Source organism: Bradymonas sediminis (assembly GCF_003258315.1).
In the GTDB taxonomy this organism is placed as follows: Bacteria; Myxococcota_A; Bradymonadia; order Bradymonadales; family Bradymonadaceae; genus Bradymonas; species Bradymonas sediminis.
The window spans coordinates 1,811,343-1,837,545 of record NZ_CP030032.1 but is presented as its reverse complement, the minus strand read 5'-3'; the positions used below and the strand labels follow the sequence as shown (position 1 = coordinate 1,837,545).

Genomic DNA, 26,203 nt, shown 5'->3' with positions numbered 1-26,203 from the left:
TGGGATTTATGCTGGTTTTGAATACACTGGCGGCCATCGACGTCTATCACTGCGGTATCAGCAAATACGTTCCAAAGACTCCCATGAGGCATATCGTGAACCACGCATCCGGCTATCTTAAATTATCGCTATTGTTTGCAGCCGCGCTGACCCTTGGCCTGCCCGCGACCAGCGCTTTCGCGCAGTCCAAACCCGTGGCGAGCGCCGAGAAAGAAGCAACGCTCGACCCCACCCAATTCAAGTGGTCAAGCAGCGCTCAAACCATCACCGATGAGCTTCAAACCTCGCTCAAGGGCGAGCATGTGGGTAAATACACCCGCTATCAGCGGTCGGTAAGCATAGCCTCGGAGAATTGGAAGCAGTTCTTCGTCTTCTCAAACGACAAGCTGATCGCCCAGGGTTATACGCGCACCGAGCACCTGGTGAAGCCGCGCATGGGCACGATCTCGGATGTTGTCTCCTACGATAATAACCACAAAGCGGCGCGTTTTCTGAGCGCAAAACTGGGCGAGCCGGCCATCAAAAAGGTTCGCACCAATAAGGAATATTCCGAGGAGATGGGCGACGATAGCCTGCGGGCCACGCGCTCGCTCGACTGGGACCTTCTTGGCGAGCGCTACCGCTGGGAGCTCAAGAACGGCACCGTTCGCTATACCATTCAATATAGTATGGACGGGATTGCCGAGCACCGAATTGTCAATATCAATCCGCGCTATTGGTCCCAATATTTTGATTTCATGACCGACCAGGCATTCCGCGACGCCGGCGTCCAACGTGTTCGCACCTTCCGCGAGCGCGCCCAGAACTGGGTCACGGCGAGCTTTTCGCCCGCCGGCAAGATGCACCTAAAAGAGAATCGAGGCCCAAGCGGCGTCAAGCCCCGCTCGGCCCAACGCACCCAGTGGAGCAGCCCGAATTGCAACGTGCAGGGCAAGTCTTGCACGGTCACCTATTATTTCTACGGCGGCTTGCTCTACCAAACCGATGTCGACTTCTCGCGCAGCGGCAAACTTCCGCGACGCGGACATAATTCGAATGTCGGCGAGGCATTTTATAAGCGCTTTGCCCACGTTGATTCGCATTTAAAACGCTATTGGCGGAATCCCCAGGACACCAAGATCATTACAGATATGGACAACAAGCGCTCGATGCGAAAAGCTGAGAATCTGGTGCGCGACCAGGAGGGTTTCTGGTCGGTCTGGTTCGACGCTCCGAGCGACACGCTGATTCGCCACGTCATCACCGGTAAGACCACGGATTTCACCGACTTTCATGTCGACCATAAGCTGACATATCGCCTCCACAGCGTCGCGCGCGCCCTGGCCGAGCGAGACGAGTGGAACGCAGAAACCGCCAAACTCTCATCGAATTAAAAAGGAAGACCCATGCTCGACGCCCCGAACCCTGACAGCGCCAAACATATCGTCCTCGACACACCGCTTCACGGCCCCTTCGCCGAGAACCTCGAGCGCGCGGTCTTCGGCATGGGTTGCTTCTGGGGTGTCGAGCGGATCTTCTGGCAACTCGACGGCGTCTTCACGACCGCCGCGGGTTACGCCGGCGGGCACACCGAGAAGCCCACCTACCGCGAGGTATGCTCCGGCAGCACCGGACACGCCGAGGTGGTCGCGGTCATCTTCGACCCCGAAGTCATCAGCTATGAGCAGCTATTGCGGGTCTTCTGGGAGAATCATGACCCCACCCAGGGCATGCGCCAGGGGAACGACCGCGGAACCCAGTATCGCTCGACCATCTACGCCTACGGTGAGGCGCAACTCGCCGCGGCCATCGCGTCACGCGACGCCTACCAGGAAGAGCTCGGCAGGGCCGGCTATACCGCCATCACCACCGAGATTATCAACGCCCCTACTTTTTATTATGCCGAAGACTACCACCAGCAATATCTTGCGAAGAACCCGAACGGGTATTGTGGCGTCAAAGGTACTGGTGTGAGCTGCCCGGTCGCCCTCTAAGACCGAAGTCGCAAGAGACCGGGTTGAAGCTTGGGCCCTACTCGATGTCGGAGGCCAGGCGCAGCTCGGTCAGAACCCCCTGGGCGTAGGCGAAAATCGGCGTAAGCAGATGCGCCCGATTATAGACCTCCTCCTCCGACACACTCGCCCTCTCCACCCCATCGTACCCCAGCAGATGAAAGTTCATCCGCCCCTCCTCGGGATACGCAAAGGTGTCTACCCTTTCGAAAGCGCCGGCGTGCTCACTGAGAATCTGGGCCGACTCATTGACACAGGTAATCGCGGCGTGGCGCACCGATAAAAAGCGCTCCCCGCCGATCATGCCGAAGTTTCCGGTTGTATATAAACTCGCCGTCCCATCACGCAACGCCACGACGGTCGCGATAGCCTCGCCGATCGAAAAGTCGACGACGACGCCCCAGATCGTGGGGAATTCCGCGTCTGATTCGAACCCAAGATCCGCGGCGGATTTCGAGAGAATCGTGCGACGAAGCCCCACTCCGGGAGCTTCATTCTGACCGTTTTGGTTCGTTCCTGACATCTAAACTCATTGCGTGATGGGTTGGCTGAGATACATCGGGCTTCGTGATCAGGATTATTTCCCGTCCTCTTCTTCGCGCATCTTCCCGAGACGGTCATAGTGGGTATAGCCGAGGCGGTTGAGCGCGTCGGCCGGCGCCAGCCCGATGTCGACGAGGGTTTTAAGATTATAGGTCCCGACCAGCACGCGTGGGCCATAACCTCGGGTGCTCTCCTCGGTCTGAAACGGTTTGAGCGGGAAGAGGTGCTGATGGGCATGCAGATGCGCGAAATGTGCGACGGCGACGCGCGAGTAACCCGCCTTATTGGGGGCCTCGACGACGTGCGGGGTGGCGAGGAATTGGCCGCCGGTGAGGATCTCGAGCTGTTGGCCGACCTGGGCCACGATGCAGCCGGCAGGCGTCTTGCCCTGGATCTTACGCCCGCGCGGATGCTCGGCCGTCGGGCGGGTGCGCAGGTAAAGTCCCGCGTCCGGGTCGGGCTTGTCGCAGCGATTTCCGTCCGGATCGAGGAAACGACCGCCGGGCAAAATCGTCACGAGGTTAAAGTCCGTATGCTCCTCACCCCAGACGATATCGGTGTCGACCTGATCGGTGGTCAGCGGGATATAGCGAAGCGCTCGGGTAACATGCGGGCCGCCGTCGACTGCGCCCTCCAGGGTATGAGGAGCCAGGCCCAGGGCCAGCGCGGAGCCACGCATCAAATGGGCCGCGACCTGCTGAAGCTGGCGGCTAAGCTCAATATAATGCTCCTTAAATTCAGGGGCACCCTCCGGCCAAATATTTTTCGCGTATAGCTCCGGGTACTCGCGCTGCAACTCCTCGGAGGGCTCCTCTGGCGTCACAAAATAGCACTCCTTAAAGTCGGGCTGTCCGCCGGCCACCACTGCCTTTTCGGTGTTGGGCGGCGTCCAGCCGCGCTGATACCAGATCGACGGCGTCGACATCTTTTGTTTCTCCGACTCGGGCTGAGCGCAGAACTCAAGGTAGGCATCGTAAAAGGACTCCAGTCGGTCCATATCCACGCCGTGGTTGCGGATATAGATCAGCCCGAAGTGGCCAAACCCCTCGCGAATCTGGGCCGCCGCGCGCTCACGCACCTCGCTGCGCGGACTGCTGATATCACCAAGGTCGACAACCGGAATTTCCGTAGTGCTCTGAGACATCGCAGCAACTCCTAAATTTTGGATGATCATAGTTAAGGACGGTCAAAAAAGCCGGCGCCCAACCCAGGATCGACAATCCCATTGGCGCCGCCGACTTTCGCGTCGATTATCCTCACACGCCGCCACTATTCAAGCCCCGCACGAAAACGACCCAAATTAATTGGCAGAACGTAGGCAAATAAGCGCATATATCTGTCGAAATATTACTCCAAAAACGCATAACGCCGCGATTCGAAGCCTGAACGCCCGTGGATTTCTCCACCATCTCCGCGATCAGATGCCCCACAGCCAACCAACAACCTCAACCACATAAATATGAATCTTAAGATTTACCACATCCGATGCGCGTGATACTTTCGCAAAGTATCACACTTAATCGACGGTCTCGTGAATGGGCAATTCGCCTTATTCGTGCTTCGCTATTCGCCCCGGGGTGGGCTTTCGCGAGGAGACGCATTCTTGTCGGTTATTTGGAGGTATTTTTGACGAATAATTAATAATTTCAACGGAGTTTCAGCAATGAAGTGGTCAAGTTTCAGATTATTATTGGTGTGCACCTTAGTGACGGCTGCGGTGGGTTGTACCGAATCCACCGCTGACAAAGTCTCTCCCATCTCGGATGCAGGAGCGGATGCGGCGACAGACGTCCAGGATGAGCCTGACGTCGCGAGTGACGCCGGCGACACCGACGTCGACGCAGATGTTGAGACCGACATCGACGAGGGCGACGTCGAGCAAGACACCGACGCCGATATCGCCCCAAACTGCGTCGAAGACCAATGTGGCGTCTGCGACGACGACCCCACCAACGATTGCGTGCAGGACTGTAACCAAGAGTGGGGAGGCAGCGCCGTCGAGGACGAGTGTGGCTCATGCAACGCCGACCCCGCCGACAATTGCGTACAAGATTGCGCCGGCACCTGGGGTGGAGCCGCGCTGCCCGACAATTGCGGTGTCTGCGACGAAGACCCCGGCAATGATTGCGTCGAGGACTGCGCCGGCACCTGGGGCGGCAGCGCCGTCGAAGACGCCTGTGGCACCTGCGACGCCGACCCAAGCAACGACTGCGATTGCGCCGGCACCCCCGGCGGAAGCGCCGCGGTCGACAATTGCGGCACCTGTGACGCCGACGCGAGCAACGATTGCGTTCAGGACTGCGCGGGCGATTGGGGCGGCAGCGCCACCCTCGACGGCTGCGGCACCTGCGATGCCAACCCCCTGAATGACTGCATCTTTGACTGCAACGGCGTGCCGGCTGGCGCGGCGACGCTGGATAATTGCGGGACCTGTGATAGCGACCCCAGCAATGATTGCGCCCAGGACTGCGCCGGCGACTGGGGCGGCCCGGCAGCGGTTGACCAATGTGGCACCTGCGACACCGACCCCTCCAACGACTGCGCCCAGGACTGCGCGGGCACCTGGGGCGGCGCAGCCGTCGTGGACCAATGTGGAACCTGCGACGCCGACGCGAGCAACGATTGCACCCAGGACTGCAACGGTGATTGGGGCGGCAGCGCCGAGATGGACCTCTGTGGGCGATGCGTTGACGGAAACACCGGCGCGCAGGCATGTCCGACCTTAGAGCTCACCCCGGTCGCAGATGCATCGGTCCGAAAAAGCGACGCGACCTCGAACTACGGCACCTCCCAGGATCTCAGCGTTCACGCGCAATCTCGCGCTTCGGAAGCCAGGACCTACCTTCGCTTTGATCTGTCGGGACTACCCGCCAGCGCGGTTGTTCAGGGAGTGCGTCTCGAAGCGACGGCCTATAAGGGCTACGCTCACGGCGGTGATGGCAACGTCTATACCCACTTCGTCGGCGACGACGCGTGGGGCGAGACAACGGTCACCTGGGATAACGCCCCGACCGCCGAACCTACCCGACTCGGGCATTGGTGGCTGTGGTATAATGCCACCCCGGCGACCCGCCTCGGCGTTAATAATAGCGCGGCGCTCGCCGCGGTCGTCCAGCGCGAGCATGATGGCGACAAAATGGTCAGCCTGCGCCTTCATTCGCCGGGCTACGACACCACCTATCGCTCGCGCGAATATTCGAATACCGCTGAGCGCCCCAAGTTGCGCATCGGCTATTTGAACGCATCGACCACCACGCTTGAGCCCAGCGCGGATGCCTGGACCGAGGCCGGCAGCACCCTCAATAATGGCGGTGATACGAGCCTTGAGGTCATGCCGTCGAACCGAGGCGAACGCAATGTCTACGTGCGCTTCGATCTCAATAGCCTGCCTGCCGGGGCGAAAGTGGTCGAGGCCACGTTCTCCATGACAGCCTACAAGGGCCACGCATATGGGGGGAACGGCAATGTCTACACCCACCTGGTCAGCGATGATAGCTGGACAGAAGGCGCCATCAACGCCATGAACGCGCCGCCCGCGGCCAGCGACTCACTCGGTTTCTGGTGGCTCTGGTACAACTATGAGATCGAAAACAAAGTCGGACGATTCAGCACCGAGGCGCTTCGCGACGCGGTTCAGGGCGAGTTTGACGACGACGGCACCATCTCGTTTCGCCTGCACTCATCGGGCTATAAAACCAGTTATCGCTCGCGCGAATACTCGGTCTCCGGCGAGCGCCCGCAGTTGACCGTGAAATACGTGATTCCCTAAGCGCTTGGGCCTGGCGCGGCGGCGTTTGATCGACTAAGCGCCGCCGCAAAAGATCACAATAGCAGCCCGGGCGATACGTCGCCCGGGCTGATTTTTTTCGGCCTGCCTATGCGCGAACCGGCATCCAAAGCCACCTCACCGCCAGCCGACCGCCCTTGACTCATACCACAGCGTTCCCAGCTTTCTCCCAACCTTGAAGTCGGAATCACCATATTTTCCCCTTCAACCCCGGGAGTATCCCGATGAAGCACCAATCAAAGTCCATGCACGACACCAATCGCCAGGAAGCCCGCGAGCACCAGCATTGGATCGACACCCTTGAAAAGTGGCGGATTGAGCATAAAGAGGCGCTTGCGAAGCTGACAAAGATGCAGGCGGCCCTGATGGAGCACGACGCCGAGATCGACGCGCAGCTTGCCCAGATTCGCCGCCACAATCTTTTTATCGAGCATGAAGAGAAGCGGAACGCCTCAAAGACCAACGGGCAAAGCCACCCCATCGCGCCCAACCCGTACGGCGACCTCGAAGAACATCGCAAGGCGCATCGCGAACTGCGCGAAAAATTGCAGAAATCCGGCGAAACCCATCGCCAAACCCAAAAAACTCTGCGAAAGACCATCGAGACAATGCGGGGCATACGCGCCGACAGCTTTCACGATGTCCTCAAGAGCGACCAGGAACCTGACGACGCCGAAGTTCTCCACCAGGCGGGCATCGAATCCTTCCCTGCCAGCGATCCGCCCTCTTTCAATCGCACGACTTTATAGTGTAGAATCCGCGCGCCATGACAAATACTGAAATATTTAGCACCCAGACAATTCGCCAACGCATCGACGTGCTACTCAACCAAGGAGAGGCGCTGACGGCGTCCGCGCGCGCGGACATCGTCGCGCTGGGCACCGCAGCCACTCCGGAACTCATTAGAATCCTCGAGGACCGTAAGCTCTGGGACGATCAAGCGCCCGGAGAGGGTTTCGCGCCCATTTATGCGGCCGAGATTCTTGGCGAGATCGGTGACCCCGACGCGCTCGACGCGCTCTATGTTGCCTTCCGAAAGGTCGACCGCGACGCGATCCTCGATGACGCGCTCACCGATGCGATCCGCGCGTACGGACAAGCGGCGATCCCGGCAGGGCTTCGCGCCCTCGAGTCCTGGGACGACCCGTTCCTGGCCGACCTCGCCTTTCTATTCTCCGAGCTAAACACCTCGCCGGCGAACCAGGTTGAGGGCGCCGAGCAACTCGGCCTACACGACCCGGAGCTGCACCGAAAGGCCTTGCAGGTTCTGCTAAAATTCTTCATCAAATATCCCGTCCCCGGCGCCGAATTGCTCGCCAATTTCGGCGACCCGGTCGCGGTCGATGCGCTCTCAGTGGCGATGGACCGCTATATCGCATCGGCCAAGGACGACCCGAAATACCGACGTCCAATCTTTGCGCTGGCTGACGCCATCAAACAATTGGGCGGCGCATTACGCGGCGAGCAAAAGGGCGCCATTATGCGCCTCAAAGCCAATCGCTCGGCCTCCGAGGTTGCCCTCGACAAGCTGCATGCCAAAGATTCGGCCGACGACTCTCAGACCGTCAAAAAAGACCGCCACCTTGGTCGAAATGAGCCCTGCTGGTGTGGCAGTGGACGCAAATATAAGCGTTGTCATTTAAATGACGACCTCGCCGAATCCCCTGACGAGGCCTGAGTGAGCGCGACTCCGCGCCCACCCGAACAGGGCTAAGTCACTGAAAAATATAGCATTAGTTCACTTTTCCGCTATACAAAGAACTTCGAGATTGCTACAAATGAAGGGTCACGCCGCGCATGGACTGATTCATGGCGACGGCTTGTCCCCTTCATTTAAGCCGTACGTAGTAGTCATCGATGTATCTCCACTCTCGCTCTACTCGCCAATTTCTAAGCACGCTCTGCGCCGTCAGCGTGCTGCTTTTCTCGGTCGCAGCCAGCAGCGCACCACCGCTTAAAACCCCCTGGATGTGCGAGCAAACCTTCCCGGTCTCGCAATCCCACCATACCGGCAGCCACCTCGGAAAAGGCGCGCAAGCCTGGGACTTCGCCCTGCCGGTCGGCACACCGATCGTGGCGCCGGCCGCCGGCACGGTGCGAATGCTGCGCCAAGACTCGACGGTCTTCGGCTGTGACCCCAAATTTGCCTACGACGCGAATTATATCATCGTCGACTTCGGCGATGGGACCGAAGCGCTCTTCCTTCACCTTCAGGCCAATTCCTCAACGCTCTCGGTGGGCGACAAGGTCGAGGTTGGCGACACCCTCGGAAAGATCGGCATGTCGGGATATACCTGCGGGCCGCACCTGCATTTCCAGGTCCAAGAGACCTGCGACTCCTGGTGGTGCACCTCGGTCCCGGCGACCTTTGCCGAGCACGGCGACCCGGGCGCAGGTGAGGAATTAACCTCCGCGAATTGTACCCAACCGGTCGAATCACCGCTTGACCAATCCCCCATGGATGACCTTCCACTGGACGACTCCAACGCGGCGAGCGCCGTTGCCACGAAGACTCCGACCTCAAAGGCGAATGCGGCCGACAAGACCACCACGCCCACCGGCTCGGCCGACAACGCCGCGGCGGCAATCGGCGGAAATACAGACCTTCAGCCCGCTCCCAAATAACTCCGAGCGCGAATCTACATCGTCGACTGGACGAGCGAGTTTTCCAAAGCCAAGCGGCAACCAACCGCTTGGCTTTTTTGTCTTTGGGCGCCGCTGGGCTGCCGAACCAGGCGCCGGCCTTCGCCGTGAATCGCAGCCCTCGACGCGCGCATGCGCGCTCCAAAGGCGCACAGGAGGCTGGGCTGCGAGCGTCACTAAAATTTGCGGCCGCGGCTGGACTATTCTGTACGTGTGTTCAGATTTGTCGCGACGATGGGTCTGAGCGCTAATTTCTGAGGCCCAAACCCATCCCACAAGACAACGCAGCACTCTCTCTAAATCGACAGTTATTAAATGGATGAGGGGTATGACGAACGAAATCGAAAAGAAAATTATCGAATTGCAGGTCGCTGGCGCCAATGAGCGCGACGTCGGAAAAGGCGGGGCGCGCGTCAGCAAAGAGGTCTTCGAGAAGCTCGGTATTCGCCAGGGCGATATCATCGAGATCCGCGGTGCGCGCAGCACCGCGGCGATTGCGCTGCCGCCCTTCTCTGAAGACGAGACGCTGCCAATCATTCGCCTCGACGGGCTCATCCGGGCGAACGCCGGCGTGAGCATGGGCGACAAGGTCGAGGTGCTGGCCGGGCAGCCCAAACCGGCGCAAAAGGTCGTCGTGGCCCCGGCGCACGAGAATATGCGCCTTCAGGGCAGCGGCGAGGCGCTGATGCGCACCCTGATCGAGCGGCCGTTGAGCGCGGGCGACGTCGTGTCGACCTCGGTCTATCGGCGCGAGCCCGGGATGAGCCAGGGGCAATTCCCCGAAGATGTCTTTCGCCAATTCTTCCAGCAGCGCGCGTTCGGCCTCCAAGAGATCCGCCTGCAGGTCGTGGCGACCAAGCCCAAGGGGATCGTCCAGGTTTCCAAGGACACCGAGATTGAGCTGCGCCCGGAGCGCGTCGCTCCCGAAGAGACGCGCCGCGCGCAGGTGACCTATGACGACCTCGGCGGCCTGGGCGACGCGGTGGCGCAGGTACGCGAGATGATTGAGCTTCCGCTCAAGCAACCCGCGCTATTTCAGCGCCTGGGCATCGATCCGCCCAAGGGGGTGCTTTTGCACGGACCGCCCGGCACCGGTAAAACGCTGCTGGCGCGCGCGGTGGCCAACGAATCCGACGCGGCGTTCTTCCATGTCGCTGGCCCCGAGATTATGGGCAAGCATTATGGCGAGTCTGAGGAGCGGCTGCGCGAGATCTTCGACGAGGCTCAGCGAAACGCTCCGGCGATCGTCTTCTTCGACGAGATCGACTCCATCGCGCCCAAGCGCGAGCAGACGACCGGGGAGACCGAGCGGCGCATCGTCGCCCAATTGCTGACGCTGATGGACGGGTTGGAGGCGCGCGAGAATGTCGTCGTCGTCGCGACCACCAACCGGGTGGACGCGGTCGATGAGGCCCTGCGCCGCCCGGGCCGCTTCGACCGAGAGATTGTCATTGGCGTGCCCGACCAGGAAGGGCGCAACCAGATCCTCAATATTCATACCCGCGGCATGCCGCTTAAGGATGATGTCAAGATCGAGGAACTTTCGCGCAAGACCTATGGTTTTGTCGGCGCCGACCTGGCCGCCCTGGCGCGCGAAGCAGCCATGGAGACGCTGCGCCGAAATCTTCCCGACATCGACCTGAATCGCGAGGAGATTGACCCCAAGGTCTTGGAGAACCTCATCGTCACCCGCGAGGACTTTCTCGACGCGCTCAAACGCGTCCAGCCCTCGGCGCTTCGCGAGATTATGATTCAGGTGCCCGATGTGCGCTGGGCGGATATCGGCGGGCTTGAGGCGGCTAAAACACAACTGCGCGAAGGCGTGGAGTTGCCGCTGCAGCATCCCGAGGCGTTTGAGCGCATGGGGATTCGCCCGGCGCGTGGATTCTTGCTCTACGGCCCGCCGGGCACCGGTAAGACGCTCATCGCCAAGGCGGTGGCGCGTGAGGCCGAGGCTAACTTCCTGTCGATTAAATCGAGCGATCTGTTGTCCAAATGGTACGGCGAGTCGGAGAAGCAAATCGCGCGCCTCTTTGCCCGGGCCCGACAGGTCGCGCCGACTGTCATCTTCATCGATGAGATCGATTCGCTGGCGCCGCAACGCGGCAGCGGGTTGGGAGAACCCGCGGTGACCGAGCGCGTGGTGAACACCTTGCTCGCCGAGATGGACGGGCTGGAGGGGCTTGGCGATATCGTGGTCATCGGCGCGACCAACCGCCCCACTCTGCTCGACCCGGCGCTGCTTCGTCCGGGACGCTTCGACGAAATCGTCTACATCCCGGTGCCCGACGACGAAGGTCGCCTCAAGATCCTTGAGATTCACACCGACGCCATGCCACTGGCCGACGATGTTGACCTGAATTCACTCGTTGAGCGCACACCGCGCTTTACCGGCGCCGACCTGGAGAACCTGGTTCGCCGCGCGGGCCTCAACGCCCTGCGCATGGATCTCACGTCCGCCACCATCCCCATGAGCGCCTTCGAAGACGCGCTCAAGGACTCCTATCCCTCCGTCACCGTCGAGATGGAGAAGGAGTACGAGGAGATGAGCGTCGAGCTAAAGCGCGAGAACCCCTCCGGTCGTGGACGACTCGGATTTAGCACCGGCGACGCGTCGAATTAGTCGCGAACCACCGGACACAAAAACGCCCCGCCACCTCGATTTTATATGAGATGGCGGGGCGTTTTGCGGTGAGGCGCTCAATCTATTTCAAACCAAGCATCTCTTCGACGATGCGATCGGTGACCTCCCCGGTCGGAAGCCCGTCGCTATCGGCGCGGCGGAATATCTCGATCAGCGAGTCATAAATCCCTTCGGTCTTGGCGCGCGCCCAATCGGCGTCTTCGCCGGCCAGGTCGGCGACGACCTGGATGAGCCCACCGGCATTAATGACATAATCGGGGGCGTAGAGAATATTGCGGGCCCGCAACTCCGCGCCATGTCGGTCTTCGGCCAGCTGATTATTGGCCGAGCCCGCCACGATATCGCAGGTCAGCTGGGCGATGCTCGAGTCATTGATCGAGGCTCCGAGCGCGCAGGGTGCAAAGATGTCGGCCTGGGCCGAATAAATGGCCTCCGGCGCAACGATCGCTGCGTGGAATTCGCGCTCACAGCGCTTCAACGCGTCCTGGTTGATATCGGTGACGATGAGTTCGGCGCCCAACTCATGAAGATATTTTGCGAGGTGATAGCCGACGCTTCCGACGCCCTGCACCGCCACCCTAAGCCCGGCGAGGTCGTCGCGGTCATATTTATATTTCACGGCCGCCTGGATGCCGTGAAGCACGCCGCGCGCGGTGACCGGCGAGGGGTCGCCCGAGCTGGCGACGTTGGTCGAGGTGCCCAGGACATGCTCGGTGCGCGTGGCGATAATATCCATATCTGCGACCGTGGTCCCACTATCCTCGGCGGTGATATAGGCGCCGCCGAAGCTGTCGACGAACTCCCCGAACTCCTCCATGATCTCGACGCGCTGGGCGTCGGACATATTCTTGGGGCGTATCACAACGGACTTGCCGCCCCCATGAGGCACGCGGGTGATGGCCGACTTGTAGGTCATCCCGCGCGCCAGGCGCATCGCGTCGCGGACCGCGTGGTCACTGGAGTCATACTCCAAAAACCGACACCCGCCGATCGCCGGGCCGAGGGTTAAATTATGCAGCGCAACAATCGCCCTGAGTCCTGTCTTCGGATTAACCTTGAAGTGAATGTCTCCAAAATCGAGGTCTTCCGCGTACTCGAATAGGTCCATCATCATCGTCTCCGTTTAAAGGCTCCGCCGCCCGAGAAGGACGCCGATCTCTCTTGCGAATTCAGCGCATACCGCGTTGAGTTATCAATCCATAAACAATCCATTTTATAGGTGCTAACAAAACACTTAACGGCGGAATTCGCTGCGCGCAAGCGCTGATTTAAATCGAGCGGATTATAAGCGAAAGACGATGCGAGCGAAGCACGGAATCGGCGCGGGGAGGCCGTGGCGCCGCGATCTTTCGCGCGGCTGGCCACTTCGGCTATCGCAAAGCCCCCCCTGATTAGAATAAGCGCTTAGCTTAGTTCTTCCAAAATTCGCTCCGATACGCGCAACCCATCCAGCGCCGCGCTCACGATTCCGCCGCCGTAGCCGGCGCCCTCGCCGGTCGGATAAAGACCCGCGATCGAGAGGGATTGGAAGCTGGAGTCGTCGCGCTCGATGCGAACCGGAGAGCTGGTGCGGGTCTCGACGCCCACCAGGATGGCGTCGTTGGTCAGAAAGCCGTTCATCTTCTGCTCGAAGCGCTCCAGCGCGGTCTGAAGGCTCTTGATGATGAACTCAGGGTAGCAACGGCTCAGGTCACCCGCGGCGATGCCGGGCTTATAGGTCGACTCACGCATATCCACGCTGGGGCGTCCCTCGCGGAAGTCGCAGAGGCGCTGGGCCGGCGCGATAAACCCACCGCCGCCGAGCTCATAGGCGCGGCGCTCGGCTTCGTGTTGGAAGGCCATCCCGGCGAGGAGACCGTCGTAGTCATTGAGCCCCTCGATATCGCCGAAGCTGCCGAAATCGCTCGGCTCCACGCTGACAATAAGCGCCGAGTTGCCGAATTGGCCGCGTCGACTCGCGTGACTCATGCCGTTGACGCAAACCCCGCCGGGCAGCGTCGGCGAGGGCACGATCTGGCCGCCTGGGCACATGCAAAAGCTGTAGATGCCGCGTTTGGTATTGCCGTCTTTGAGGTTCGCCGCCAGGCGATAATCCGCGGTCGGAAGATCCGGAACGTCGGCCCATTTGCCGTATTGAATTTCGTTGAGAAGTTGTTGGCGATGCTCCACGCGAAAGCCAACCGCGAAGGGCTTGGGCGTCATCGCGACCTTATTCTGCGCCATCCAATGATACATCTCACGCGCCGAGTGACCGACCGCCATGATGACCCGGTCGCATTCGATGCGCTCGCCGTCGCGAAGCACCACGGCGCTGACTTTATCGCCGCCGACGCCCTTGTCGATCTCAAAATCTTTGACGAACGCGCCGAAGCGCACTTCGGCGCCCATCTCGGTGAGCTTCGCTCGAAACGCCTTACACAGCGCGACCAGGCGGTTGGTGCCCAGATGCGGCTTCCCGGACACAAGGATGTCGGCCGGTCCGCCCAGCTCGACGATCGTCTCCAGGATATGGCGCACCCGGATGTCGCTGACGCGGGTATATAATTTACCGTCCGACCAGGTGCCCGCCCCGCCCTCGCCGAAGCAAATATTACTATCCGGGTCGAGCTCGCCGCGATGCATCAGCCCCGAGACCTGACGACCACGAATCTCGACCGGCTGACCGCGGTCCAAAAGAATGGGCGTGAGACCACTCTCGGCGAGTCGGTGGGCCGCGAAGAGCCCGGCTGGGCCGGCGCCAATCACGACAACACGCTCATCGGTGCGCGGCTTAAATTTGCGGCGTGCGAGCAGCCCGGGATCGGGCGCCCACTCGACATTCTTGGGCAAATCCTTGCCCGCCTGGCCCAGGGCCTTCGCCCCCTCAAGCTCCACTTCGACATTATATAAAAAGCGCGGGCGATGGCGCCCGTCGAGGCTACGACGAATCAAGACAATATCCGAGATCTCATCCTCGGAAACCTTCATCATTTTAGCGGCACGCTCGCGCAGGACGCTTTCGTCCTCGTCATAGGCGCGCACCAGATTATTGACTCGATATCGGCGGGAAGTTGGGCTTTGAGACATAACGGCGGTGTTCTCATGAATAATGGATGGAATCTCGAATCCATTTTACAGAATTCGCTTTAACTTCTGGCGCCATGTCATCGACGCCTGGGAGGTTGCATATCTAATTATTTCGCCAGAAGCCACAGGCTCATTCCGATATCATTGGCAACCTTGGTCACCTCGGCGAAAACCTGCGCGGCCTCGTCGCGCCCCGCGCGTTGCAGATGCAGCGCGTAACGCGATTTAACGCGCAGATGTTGGCATATGTCACCGTTCAACTCGCCCAAGATATCGACATATCCGCCCAATGCCTCAAGGGCCTCATCCGGGTTTTTACCCTCCGTGAAATCCATCTCTGCCAGAATAAAGTCGGTGAGTAATTCGACGGTACGCGCGTTGAACTGCCGGGCGAAGACTCGGGTGTCGCCAATATAGCGACGCGCCTCTTCAAATTTCCCCTGCGAGAGCTTCGCCACTGAGATATGCAGCAGCGCGTCTATCCACTCGTCGGGGAATTGCCCGTCGCTCAGCCACTCCAGACTTTCGGTGAGAATCTCAAGGGCGCGCTCGCCTTGATGCTCGCGCGCCAGCGCCGCGCCGAAGTGACATAAGGCGCGCCCCAAATATTGCGCCTGGCCGAGGTCTCGGGCGATCTCAATCGCTTCCTCGAAGGCTTGATGCGCCTTCTCTTTTTCCCCGCGGATATGGAGAATATCCCCCAGACTCGTGAGCGCGGAGGTAAGGCCCTCGCGATTCTTTTTCTCGCGGCAATGCGCCACACACGCGGTCAACTTCCCGCCAGCGCATGGCAATCGTCCCTGGCGCGCCCACAAAATAGCGTGCATCTCCTGAATCTCGGACTGGTGACTATGCGACGGGAGCGACAGGCGAAGGCGCGTTAGAATCCCCTCGGCGAGCGCGTCGTCCCCGAGGGAAATCGCGATCGAAATGCCCGCGCGAAATACCGAATAGATAAGCCAATCAATCCCGTAGTGCTCCGCGATCCGGCAGGCGATATGCAGCGCGACCCGGCAGGCATCCGGCTCGTATGCGGCGAGCAGACAGCGCGCCAACTTAATTTGCGCGACGGCGGTGTGTGGCCCCTCGCTGCGCAACTGGGCGGCGGCCCTAAACGCCACCAAGGCCGTGCCGTATTCGGCCTTTCGCCAGGCTTCGTCGCCGGCGATCTCAAAATAGGTGCTCGCCTCGTCATTCAGACCGCCGCGGCGAAGATGGGTCGCGGCCTCAAGGGCGTTCGCGCCGCCATCATTCCAGCGCGCGGCCAGGCCCTGACCGATCCGCCGATGCAGCGCGCGGTCCCATTTGGGACTCGCCATGTCCAGGAGCACCTCGCGTATCGCCGGGTCCATCAGCCCAAGGTGGCGCCCGCTCATGGTCAGGCGCATCTTGAGCAGGTGGCGCCAACTTAACGTCTTAAGCGCCCGGTCCGCGGTCTGGGGCGTCGCGCCACCCGCGACCAACATATCGCGCAAATCCTGCCAGAGCAGCGGACGCCCGGCGAGGCTCAAGATCTCGAGACACTCACGCCCCAGCGCGCTCACCGCCATCGTGCGCCGGCGAAAGGACTCCCGCACATTTCTGGCCAATTGATAGTGCAGAAACGCCTCGAGCTCGACCTCCCAATCGGTCACCGACAGCCGGCGCAAAATCCCACGGTCGATCAAATTCCGGCAGAGTTCTTCCAGATAAAACGGCTGGCCTTCGGCCCGACGGGCGACCTCTTCTAACCAATGTTGAGGGACCTCGTTCAGCCCAAGGCGCTCACGAAAGAAGGTCTCCACATCGTTGAGCTGCAAGCCCTGGAGGGCGCGAAGTTCGACCGCCTCACAGGTGGCGACCGTGTCCTCGATGGTGTTGGTGCGCGCCGTGGCGATGGCGTCCGGGCGATGAAAGCACTGCGCCCGGGCGTACCAATCGGCGAAGAATTCGCGCGAAAACTCATCGGCCAGGTGAATATCTTCGATCAGCAGGACCACCTTTTGTGGATGCAGCATCACCACCGCGTCCTCGAAGGCCTCCCGGATCCACTGGGCGTCGATGCGAACTTCGGCGCCGCGCGAGGTCTCCTCGGTATCGCCAAGGCGCGACATTCGCTCCAAGATCGTCAGATAGGAGCGGTAGCGCTCAATCTGATGGATATTGCGACTCGTGCCGATATCGACCACGCGCTCGAGCAACTCGTGGATCAACGCGCCGGGCTTCATCGCCATCGCACCACCGCTGGGATAGGACGCCCCGGGGACCGTGGCGCAATCGACCGAGACCACCAGGCGGTTGCTCAATTTGCAGATCGCGGCGGTCTCGCGCATCAGCCGGCTCTTGCCGACCCCGGCGTCGCCGACCAATAGCTGCAAGACGCTGGTGCCGGGGCGGTCCTGGTTCAGGGCGCGGTCGACCACCGCCTCGCGCATGGCCTCCCGGTCGGGCAGAATGCCCAGCTCGAAATACCCCTGAATGACCGGCGCCGCCGCCACATCCAACGAATTGGCGAGCACCCCGCCGGACCACTCCTCTAAAAGTTCGGTGTCGCGCACCAGGTCCTGGAGCGCCTCTCCGGCGTCGAAATACTCGAAGTCCGGCAATTGCCGCAGCAGCGCCATGGTGAAACGACTCAGCATCAACGGCACCGCCGGGTTAAGCCGGTGGGGCTCGGGCGGGCGAAAGCTCTCCTCGGTCGGCGGCGGGTCTTCTTTGCTGCGCGGGCCAAACGGCAAGACGCCGCATAGCGCATAATAAAGCGTCACCCCCAGGCTATAGAGGTCCGAGCGAAACTCGCCCTTCTCCCCGCGCGTGATCTCGGGCGCCATATAGGAGCGCGTGCCGCCGCGCAGCGTGTCGCGCTTGGGGTTCATGCTCGACAGGCCGAAGTCGACCAGCTTGACCATCGGGCGCGCGGAGGCGTCGTCGAGCCACAGGAGCATCACGTTGGCCGGCTTGATATCCCGGTGAATCCAGCCCATGCCGTGCAAATACGTCAGGGCGAGCAGGATCTGGAAGGTGATGTCGATCAGGGCGACCGGGTCAAGCAACGCGCGCGCGTCCTGCAGGCTAAAGCCGTCGATATACTCTTCGGCCAGAAAAACCCCGCCATCGGACAAACTGCCGAAGTCAAAGACCTGCACAAGATTCGGATGGTCGAGCTTCGACAGAATCTCAAACTCACGCCGCAGCATCTTCCCCTGCACCGTCTTATAGGCGTCGGCTGTGAGCACCTTGATCGCGACCTTTCGCCGGTCGACGTGCAGGTCTTCGGCGAGGTAGACCGACCCGCCGGCGCCGCGCCCCAGCGGGTTGATTGATTCATAGCGGCCTGCGAAAATACGTTTTTTTCTGGAAGATACGGTCACTATATTTTTCAACTCTTTTACGGAACTGATCGTTTAATCTTATCGATTTGATCGGGTGCGGGCCCAGAGCGATTCGGACTAAAAGACCTACGATAGAGCCGCTTTGAACTTGCGGGTGAGAAATTAGGCTAACTCGACTATATAGCAGGTTGACGACGCAAACCAACCCGACATTTGAGCGCGGTCGGTTTTGACAGGCGCCGTTATTAGCGCAAACGATCACAATCGCGATTTCGCACGCTATACACTCCAAATGAAGTGAGTTTGATATGATAGGTATTGTTCTGGCCGGAGGTTCCGGCACACGTTTTTGGCCGATGAGCCGCAAGCTTCGCCCCAAGCAGTTGGTGAGCCTGTGGGACGACAAGCCCATGATCGCGGCGACCATCGACCGGCTGGCGGGCGTGAGCTCGCGCGACAAGACCTTCGTGGTCCTGGGCGAGCACCTGGTCGACGCCACTCGCGCCGCCCTGCCCGGCGTCGAGTTCATCGTGGAGCCCTGCCCGCGAAATACCGCCCCGGCCATCGGCCTGGCCGCGGTCTTCGCCCAGCACCGCTTTGGCGACGAGCCCATCGGCATCTTCCCGGCCGACCACGCCATCGGGCGGCGCGGCGTCGGCGGCCTGGCCAACTTCGAGCGCTGCCTTAAACAGGCCGAAGAACAGGCCGAAGCCGGGCATCTGGTCACCCTCGGCATCACCCCGACGAGCCCGGAAACCGGCTACGGCTATATCCACTATACCGAGTCCGACGCGCCCGCTCACCCGGTGCGTGAATTCGTCGAGAAGCCGTCGCGCGCGGTCGCCCAGCAATATTTAGAGAGCGGCGATTATGTCTGGAACTCGGGCATCTTCGTCTTTAAGCCCTCGGTGCTGCTGGCCGAAATGAAGCGCCAACTCCCCGAGATGCACGAGGCGATGATGGAGATCGCCGCGGCGCTCGGCACCGACGAAGAGGCCGCGACCATCGACCGCTGCTTCTCCAAGACCCGCGGCATCTCCATCGACTACGGCGTCATGGAAAACGCCGCCAATGTGGTCGTCATCCCGGCGACCTTCCACTGGTCCGACGTCGGCCACTGGGACGCGGTCGACGTGGTCAGCGAAGTTGACCCCAAGGGCAACGTCGTCGAAGCCGACGCGCTTCTCCTGGACGTGTCCGACTCGGTTATCTACAGCCAAAAACGTGACCGCCTAATCGCGGTATGTGGCGTCGACGACCTGGTCGTGGTAGACACCGACGACGCCCTGCTGATCATCGACCGAAAGCGCGCCCAGGATGTGAAAAAATTAGTCGAAGCACTCAAAGAAGCCGGCCGCGACGACCTCTTATAAGTCGTCCCGAAGTCTTCGATTGAACCCTACAGCCTTAACGCCCGTAACTATGACACTATCACCCATCAGCGGGGCCCCAGAAGATGCTCAGAGCGATGTCGCTCGGCAGATTCGCCGCGTTTTATGGGTGACGATGTTTCTCAATATCGCCGTGGCCATGATCAAGCTTGGCTATGGCTACTCCAAGGGCATCGTCAGCTTGCAGGCGTCGGGTTTCGACAGCGTCTTTGACGGGGCGGCCAACGTCATCGGCCTGGTCGCCATGGGCCTGGCCGCCCTGCCGCCGGACCCCGAGCATCCCTACGGGCACCGAAAACTCGAGGTCGCCGTCAGCCTATTTATTGGCTTGATGGTCACCCTGAGCTTTTTGGAGATCGGGCGAACGGTCTGGCAAAGCGCGTTGAGTGACACCCCCATCGCCATCGAGCCGGCGGCCTATTTGGTCGTGATTTCGAGCCTCGTCGTCAGCCTTGGCGTGAGCATTTATGAGCGCCGCGAAGGCAATCGACTCAACTCGATGCTGCTCAAATCCGACGCCGCTCACACCTTCGCCGACAGCCTGGCCAGCGTGGCGGTGCTCGCCGGCATCTACCTGGTCGATATCGGCTTTCCGGTCGGCGATATCCTCGCCGCGCTCGCGGTGATGTTCTTTGTGGGGATTACCGCCTATCGCGTGCTGCGCGACGGCATCGACGTGCTGGTGGACACGTCTTATCTCGACCCGGTGGCGGTGCGCCGGGTCGTTAAAAGCCACCCGGACGTGCTGAGCTGCCACAATATGCGCAGCCGCGGCATGCCCGGGCATGTTCAGCTCGACCTGCACGTCTCGCTTGACCCCAAGATGTCCCTGGAAACCGCCGGCGATATCCTATTGGCGGTGAAGGCCAATCTTCGCGAGGCATTCCCCGAGGTGGCCGATATCTTGATTCAGATCGAGCCGCACAAGCCCATCCATATCGAAGACGTCCCCGAAAAATTGCTCTAATCCGCGCCCTTAAAGCGGGGCGAGCCTTAAGATCTTGCCGTCAAACTCGAGAATTTCTCGCCCCTCACAGGCGGCGAGGAGCTCCGAGAAGGACAGGGCTGCGCTCACGCAATCCTCGCCCACCGCCTCGGGCACCGGGCGAAGCGGCGCGACCTCGATCTCGGGGATCTCGAAGTCCTGGTCCATATCTTCGAGCACCGCCGCCATATATTGGGAGCGCACGCCGTGCGGCCAATCCGAGGGGGTCGGGATGAGCATATTGGCGGTGTCCAGGCGCACCCGACCGTCGGCCGGATCAACCTGCGCGAGCCCAGCCGGGATGAGCAATTTCTCGATAATATCTTTGCACCAGGCCACAAACGCGTCCGAGTGGGTCGGAAAGGTCAGAAAGCTCGGGCGCTGCAGCGGGAAATAATAATTCGAGTGCGGGTTCTCGATCATATGCTCGAGCAGCGAGAAGAGCGACGTCGAGGCCGCAAAATGCAGGAGATCGCTGAGGTCCTCGAGCGAATACCAACTGCCCGACTCCAGCGTGCTCAGCACGTCGAGCCAGGCCATCTTGGTCGTGCGGATGCTGGTGTTGGTCATATTCGCCTCGAGCATCACAAGCTCGTGGTCGCCCGGCTCGACCTCGCGCAGGCAGCCCGCGCCGGTCTCGATATGCTCGAGCCCCTCATAATACATCCAGGGCATGATCGGCAGCTGGCTGCGCACCAGGAGCTCGACCAGGTGGGTGCGCCACTCCTCGTCGAGCCCCACCGCCTGCGCCAATTTCGCGTCGATTCCGGTGCCATTGATGCCGTCCACCCAATCGGCGAGCATGCGCCGGGCGAAGTGATTGCGGGGCAAATCGAGCATCTCCGAGGCGAGCTCAGTGGTCGCCAGGACGATGTCCTCGGGCTTGTCATTCTTTGACTTGCTCGACAGGTCCAGCGCGACGATGCCGAGGTCTGCGGCGCGCTGAAAGAGAACGGTCCAGTCCGCATCGAGCGCGGGCGCGCGGCGCTCAAAAGAAGCGATGAGCCCGTCACTAAACAGGTCGCTGCGGGTAGTCTTGCCGCGGGCAACTTCGACGGCCAACCATTTCATCGCCGCCTGAGTGGACCACACCGGAGCCTCTCGCAGCCGACGCACCGCGAACTCGGCGAGCTGCTCGGTCGTCACCCGCGTCCACTCGATCAGCCAGCCCTGCCCCATCGCCCATAGCCCGCGCCAAAGCTCCTCGGGGACCCCGACCAGCGTGTACTCGACCTCCTCCTCCTCGAGTTTAAATAGGACGCCCAGGCCGAGCAAAATCGCCGCGACCTCGCGCTGCTCGGCCCGCTCGTGATTGCGCATCAGCGGGACGATATTGTCCTGGCGGGTCTCCTCATCATCTTCGTAGCCGAAGACCTCGCGCCAATAGCAAATACCGCCGAGCTCCAGCGCCATCATCGCGGCCCCGATCCACTCCGGGTTATCCAGGCGCTCCAAGATGCCGGCGACGAAGTCCGGGTGCGCGAAGGTATCGGAGATCCTTAAAATCAGCTCGATCAAGGAGCCTTTGGTGGGGATATCATAGGTGCGCGCGAGCGCGAGGACCGCCGAGGGTTCGCTGCGCCCCAGCAGGATCGGCAGCGTCGGGCGCGTGCCGGCGATATGAGGGGCGAGGATCGCGCCGAGGGCGCCGGGGATGGTATCCAGGGCGTCATTTTTTCGCCGACCCCGCCGCGGCCGAAGCACACCGAGCTCGCATAAGACCGCGCGCCCCTCGCCGTCGAGCCAGCCAAGGTCGACCTCGAGGTCGTGCTCCTGGACCAGCTGCTCGACCACCCACCAGGCGTCGGGGCTGCCCAATTCGGCCTGGAGCACCTCACAAAACGCATCCGGCGCGCTGCACCAGCGCATCGCGATGTCCATCACGTCGCTTGAATCAGCCCCGTAAAGCGTCGCCAGGTGGCGCCGGCGGCCCGCATCAAACGCCTTCAGGTGCTCCAATAGATTCGCGAAATGCGTGCCGGGTTCGTGCAATGACTGGTTCATTCGTTTAGGATTCGGGTCGGATACAGGTTATAGTGGGCTTGAATCTGGGCGCCTGAGAGAGCAAATCGAAGCTGCGCGCTGGCGCCGTTCTTGAGGTCTTTCGCGCCACCATTGTCGACGAAAAATGCGCGCGGAGCGCAAACGACTCTGCCCCTATCACAGCCCCTCATCCCACGCCACGACGCGATGCCCCAAAAAGGCGTCACCGTGGAATGAGTTCCACCTCGCAATTGCTTATATGATAGTAATAATATGCATCGTTTGGCTGACATCGATCCGAACCATTCGATCGATACACTCAATTTTAGGGCTGCAATGTTTCCCATGATCACCCCACAGACTCCCGGACATCGCGGCCGTCTCGCGGCGTTATGCGTGGCGCTATTTTTTGCGCTGAGCCTCATCTCGACGCTGGCATTCGCTCAAACCAATGACGAAGCCGAGACCGAAGTCCCCGCCACAAAGAAACGGGTTAATACGACCAATCGAACCCTTGGCCCAAAGATGCAGCGTGCCCGACCGGCGCGCGTTGTGCCGAAAAACAAGAAGCTCTCCGCGAAGGCGACGCGCGTTGGGCCCGCGCAGTCCAAAGTTGTTCAGCCTGCCCCTGCCCCCGCGCCTAAACCACAGCCGGCCGCGTTTCGCTGGCCCAACGAAGAGCTCTATTTCTCCATCCGCTTCAACGGCATCGAGGCGATGCGCGCGATTTTGCGCAGCGGCGACCAACAGCGCGCCAAAAACCGCGACTATGTCCCGATCTCGGCCTTCGCTCAGTCGGTCGGCTTCTTCCATAAGGTGTATCCCCTGGTCGACCGGGCCAACACATTTATCGACCCGGCCGACGCGCGCCCGATTCGCTCGGAGAAGCACTTCGAAGAGCGCGGCCAAACCCGGATCTATAAGGTCGACTTCTGGGCGGATCTCTACCGCGCAGAGGTCTTTAAGTCCCGCAAAACCAGCAGCCAGCGCTATAATCATGCGATCCCCTACGAGACCCATGATATGCTGAGTTGGTATTATCATTTGCGGGCGCGCCCCGATTTTAAGGTCGGCGATAAGTTTGAATATTACGTCTACGACGGCTGGAAATTTAGCCGCGTCGATATGGAGGTCGTGGGCAAAGAAGACGTCTACACGCCCATGGGCTGGTTTAAGGGCTGGAAGATTAAATTCTCCCGCAATGTCTTGACCGCCCAGCGCCGGCGCGACAAGAAGAAGAAACCGGCGACCCCGGCGCTGACGATGAAAACCCCCAACGACCATAGCGGTCATCTCTGGGTCTCGCGCGACGCCAACCGCCTGCCGATCCGGGTCGCGATCGACTCTCAATTCGGCACCGGCATCGCCGAACTCATTAAATACACGCCCCACTCTAAATAAGCGGCTGCGGCCAAGGATTTAGCGCTGTGATTCATCCCCCCTCGCTTCGACCCGGCGACACCGTCGCGGTCATCAGCCCCGCCGGACCCGTCATCCCCGATCTTTTGATGCAAGGCGTACAAACCCTGGAGTCCTGGGGGCTCAAGGTGCGCCTGCATGAGGAGACATTCGCCCGGCACCAGCCCGGGGGCTACCTGGCCGGGTCGGACGCCGCGCGCCTTAAAGCATTACGCGAGGTTTTCTGGGACCCCGACGTGGCGGCGGTTATCTGCAGCCGCGGCGGCTACGGCGCGATGCGCCTGCTCCCGGACCTACTTAAAGTAACACATGAACACCCGGGCGGGGCCGCCGCGTTCGGCGACTTTCTGCGCGCGCACCCGAAATTACTCATCGGCTTCAGCGATATTACGGCGCTGCACCTCTATATCGCTGGCATCGTGGGCGTCGCGACGCTGCACGGCCCCGTGGTTAAAAGCTTTGGCCTGCACACCGACGACCCCTTCGCGTCGCTCGAGCACCTGCGGGCAGCGCTCTTCGGGACACGCGCAGCCGCCGGTCAGCTTCGCTTCGAGGGGCTTCGTCGCGTCCGCGCGGGCGAGGCGCGCGCGCCGGTTTTTGGCGGCAATTTGACCCTTGTAGCGAGCCTCGTGGGCTCGCCCTACTGCCCGAATCTAAACGATAAAATTCTATTCTTAGAAGATGTCGGCGAGCAGGACTATCGCCTGGATCGACTCTTTACGACCCTGAGGCTGGCCGAGAAATCCGCGCGACCCGCGGGGATTATTTTGGGCGACTTTAGCGGCTGTGGCGGCGTCTATATCGACGACGATCGGATCGACGAGTTCGTCGGATCGTTGGCCGAAGAATTTCAGTGCCCGGTGGTCGCAGACTTCCCAACCGGCCACCGCAGTCGCAATGTCTGCGTGCCGGTCGGCTGCGTCGCAACCCTTGACGCCGCGGACGGAACGGTCATCTTCGAGGCCGACGCGGCCGCGCCGCCTGAGCCTGCATCGATCGCTTAATCTTTGCTCAAAAATCCGGCGCCGCTTGGATTATCCGGGCGCCCTCGCGCGTTATGTCGCCCGACACGTCGGGCGTTGCGCCCTGATCGCCATAATGCTAGCAGGTGGCCCGTCTAAAGCGATGTATCACACACACCATTCCCCTCGCTTTTTTGCGAAACCTGCACTCATGTGCTGAAGAGAAGAGACTATGAAAATTTTTATTGATAGCGCTGATGTTGACGAGATTCGCGAAGCTGTGAGCCTCGGCCTTGCCGACGGCGTGACCACCAACCCGACGCTCATCGCGCGCAGCGGGCGCAACTTCAAAGAAGTCATCGGCGAGATCTCGGCGCTGGTCGACGGCCCCGTGAGCGCCGAGGTCACCGGCCTGACGGCCGACGAGATGGTCGAAGAAGGCCTCGAGTACGCGAAGTGGTCGGAGAACGTCATCATCAAGGTGCCGCTGACCCGCGAAGGCCTGAAAGCCTGCAAACGCCTGAGCTCGCAGGGCATCGGCGTCAACGTCACGCTTTGCTTCAGCGCGAACCAGGCGCTGCTCGCCGCAAAGGCCGGCGCCACCTATATCAGCCCCTTCATCGGGCGCCTGGACGACGTGGGCCAGGACGGCATGGATCTTATCGCCGAGATCGTCGAGATTTATAGCAACTATCCGGAATTAAAGACCCAGGTATTGGTTGCTTCAGTACGCCATCCGCGCCACGTCACCGACGCCGCGATGCTCGGCGCAGATGTCGCGACCATCCCGTTCGGCGTCCTGGACAAGATGTTCAATCATCCGCTGACCGACTCCGGCCTCGAGAAATTCTTGAAGGATTGGGAGAGCGTTCAGGGTTGATCGCAGCCCCGCTGTCACAAGTTTAGCACCCATTACCCCAGGAGATTAAATGTTAGCCAAACTCTTAGTTCTATTTACGGTGGTTCCAGCCGTTGAGTTGGCGCTGCTCCTCTGGGTTGGAAGCCTGATGGGCGTGCTGCCTACGCTGGCGCTTATTCTTGTGACCGCGCTGCTCGGCTCGGTCCTGGCTCGCCGCCAGGGCCTGTCCGCGTGGCGCAAGCTGCAAACCGACCTGGCCCAGGGGCGCATGCCCCAGGACGCGCTCTTCGACGGCATTGCGGTGCTCATCGCCTCGGCGCTCCTGGTGAGCCCGGGCGTACTCAGTGACGCGGTCGGCATCTTGTTGATGATCCCGGCAGGTCGCCGGCCCATCAAAGCCTATTTGCGCAACAAATTTCGCCGCTCGTTGGAGTCTGGCTCGACCGGCTTTATCAGCTTCGGGTCGACGATCAATATGGGCAATGCCGGGCGCTCGCCGTTTGAGGGCTCTCCCCTGGGCGGATCACCCTTCTCAGGCGGCAGCCGCCGCTTTGACGAGGGCGATGTGATCGACATGGGCACGGGGCCAAATCAGAAGCCCGAGCACTCTCACTGAGCA

At 60.9% G+C, this 26,203-nt stretch carries 19 protein-coding genes; 13 read left to right on the top strand and 6 right to left on the bottom strand.

Translation table 11 applies throughout. From position 1 onward, the window contains the following. Nucleotides 1-95 precede the first annotated feature (95 nt). Together DN745_RS06865 and msrA are read left to right on the top strand one after the other, a co-directional pair. Nucleotides 96-1,373: a hypothetical protein gene (locus DN745_RS06865; RefSeq protein ID WP_133622081.1), complete on the top strand. Its 1,278-nt coding sequence runs from the start codon at nt 96-98 to the stop codon at nt 1,371-1,373. 12 nt (nt 1,374-1,385) lie between these two features. After that, complete coding sequence (msrA, locus tag DN745_RS06860) at nt 1,386-1,973, top strand: peptide-methionine (S)-S-oxide reductase MsrA (protein ID WP_111333271.1); 588 nt, start codon at nt 1,386-1,388, stop codon at nt 1,971-1,973. Between the two features lie 37 nt (nt 1,974-2,010). On the opposite strand, the gene DN745_RS06855 is transcribed toward msrA, so the two are convergent. Beyond that, nucleotides 2,011-2,514 (bottom strand): hypothetical protein, encoded by a 504-nt coding sequence (locus DN745_RS06855; protein WP_133622082.1) that lies wholly within the window; start codon nt 2,512-2,514, stop codon nt 2,011-2,013. 54 nt (nt 2,515-2,568) lie between these two features. Then, the gene (locus tag DN745_RS06850; RefSeq protein WP_111333267.1) at nt 2,569-3,678 is read right to left on the bottom strand and encodes an isopenicillin N synthase family dioxygenase; all 1,110 of its coding nucleotides are present in this window, start codon (nt 3,676-3,678) and stop codon (nt 2,569-2,571) included. A 519-nt stretch (nt 3,679-4,197) separates the two neighbouring features. On the opposite strand from DN745_RS06850, the gene DN745_RS06845 reads away from it, so the two are divergent. The 5 genes from DN745_RS06845 to DN745_RS06825 all read left to right on the top strand — a co-directional run bounded on the left by DN745_RS06845 (nt 4,198) and on the right by DN745_RS06825 (nt 11,587). Next, nucleotides 4,198-6,303 carry a DNRLRE domain-containing protein gene (locus tag DN745_RS06845; RefSeq protein ID WP_133622083.1) on the top strand — a complete coding sequence of 702 codons (2,106 nt, stop codon included), beginning with the start codon at nt 4,198-4,200 and terminating at the stop codon, nt 6,301-6,303. A 242-nt stretch (nt 6,304-6,545) separates the two neighbouring features. Next, nucleotides 6,546-7,070: a hypothetical protein gene (locus DN745_RS06840; RefSeq protein WP_111333263.1), complete on the top strand. Its 525-nt coding sequence runs from the start codon at nt 6,546-6,548 to the stop codon at nt 7,068-7,070. Nucleotides 7,071-7,087: 17 nt separating this feature from the next. Further along, nucleotides 7,088-7,999 carry an SEC-C metal-binding domain-containing protein gene (locus DN745_RS06835; protein ID WP_111333261.1) on the top strand — a complete coding sequence of 304 codons (912 nt, stop codon included), beginning with the start codon at nt 7,088-7,090 and terminating at the stop codon, nt 7,997-7,999. 179 nt (nt 8,000-8,178) lie between these two features. Next, nucleotides 8,179-8,946 (top strand): M23 family metallopeptidase, encoded by a 768-nt coding sequence (locus DN745_RS06830; RefSeq protein WP_111333259.1) that lies wholly within the window; start codon nt 8,179-8,181, stop codon nt 8,944-8,946. A gap of 346 nt (nt 8,947-9,292) precedes the next feature. After that, nucleotides 9,293-11,587, top strand: coding sequence for a CDC48 family AAA ATPase (locus DN745_RS06825; protein WP_204355102.1), 2,295 nt, complete (start codon nt 9,293-9,295; stop codon nt 11,585-11,587). Between the two features lie 82 nt (nt 11,588-11,669). Here DN745_RS06825 and DN745_RS06820 read toward each other — a convergent pair whose 3' ends face one another. From DN745_RS06820 to DN745_RS06810, 3 genes are all read right to left on the bottom strand, one after another. Then, nucleotides 11,670-12,722 (bottom strand): Leu/Phe/Val dehydrogenase, encoded by a 1,053-nt coding sequence (locus tag DN745_RS06820; RefSeq protein ID WP_204355101.1) that lies wholly within the window; start codon nt 12,720-12,722, stop codon nt 11,670-11,672. Between the two features lie 290 nt (nt 12,723-13,012). Then, the gene (locus DN745_RS06815; RefSeq protein ID WP_162687518.1) at nt 13,013-14,578 is read right to left on the bottom strand and encodes an NAD(P)/FAD-dependent oxidoreductase; all 1,566 of its coding nucleotides are present in this window, start codon (nt 14,576-14,578) and stop codon (nt 13,013-13,015) included. A 203-nt stretch (nt 14,579-14,781) separates the two neighbouring features. Then, nucleotides 14,782-18,024 (bottom strand): serine/threonine-protein kinase, encoded by a 3,243-nt coding sequence (locus tag DN745_RS06810; protein ID WP_133622084.1) that lies wholly within the window; start codon nt 18,022-18,024, stop codon nt 14,782-14,784. A 269-nt stretch (nt 18,025-18,293) separates the two neighbouring features. Here DN745_RS06810 and DN745_RS06805 point away from each other — a divergent pair, with 269 nt between their 5' ends. Further along, nucleotides 18,294-19,358 (top strand): mannose-1-phosphate guanylyltransferase, encoded by a 1,065-nt coding sequence (locus DN745_RS06805; protein ID WP_111333251.1) that lies wholly within the window; start codon nt 18,294-18,296, stop codon nt 19,356-19,358. Nucleotides 19,359-19,407: 49 nt separating this feature from the next. Next, nucleotides 19,408-20,343: a cation diffusion facilitator family transporter gene (locus DN745_RS06800; protein ID WP_111333249.1), complete on the top strand. Its 936-nt coding sequence runs from the start codon at nt 19,408-19,410 to the stop codon at nt 20,341-20,343. A gap of 9 nt (nt 20,344-20,352) precedes the next feature. On the opposite strand, the gene DN745_RS06795 is transcribed toward DN745_RS06800, so the two are convergent. Continuing rightward, nucleotides 20,353-22,365: a hypothetical protein gene (locus DN745_RS06795; RefSeq protein WP_111333247.1), complete on the bottom strand. Its 2,013-nt coding sequence runs from the start codon at nt 22,363-22,365 to the stop codon at nt 20,353-20,355. A 375-nt stretch (nt 22,366-22,740) separates the two neighbouring features. On the opposite strand from DN745_RS06795, the gene DN745_RS06790 reads away from it, so the two are divergent. The 4 genes from DN745_RS06790 (at nt 22,741) to DN745_RS06775 (ending at nt 26,200) form a co-directional block, all read left to right on the top strand. Continuing rightward, on the top strand, nt 22,741-23,745 hold the full coding sequence (locus tag DN745_RS06790; protein WP_162687517.1) for a DUF3108 domain-containing protein: 1,005 nt from the start codon (nt 22,741-22,743) through the stop codon (nt 23,743-23,745). A 26-nt stretch (nt 23,746-23,771) separates the two neighbouring features. Further along, the gene (locus tag DN745_RS06785; RefSeq protein ID WP_111333243.1) at nt 23,772-24,767 is read left to right on the top strand and encodes a S66 peptidase family protein; all 996 of its coding nucleotides are present in this window, start codon (nt 23,772-23,774) and stop codon (nt 24,765-24,767) included. Nucleotides 24,768-24,957: 190 nt separating this feature from the next. After that, nucleotides 24,958-25,605 (top strand): fructose-6-phosphate aldolase, encoded by a 648-nt coding sequence (gene fsa / locus DN745_RS06780; protein WP_111333241.1) that lies wholly within the window; start codon nt 24,958-24,960, stop codon nt 25,603-25,605. A gap of 49 nt (nt 25,606-25,654) precedes the next feature. After that, entirely contained in the window at nt 25,655-26,200 is a 546-nt protein-coding gene (locus tag DN745_RS06775; protein WP_111333239.1) for an FxsA family protein, read from the top strand. Nucleotides 26,201-26,203 lie beyond the last annotated feature (3 nt).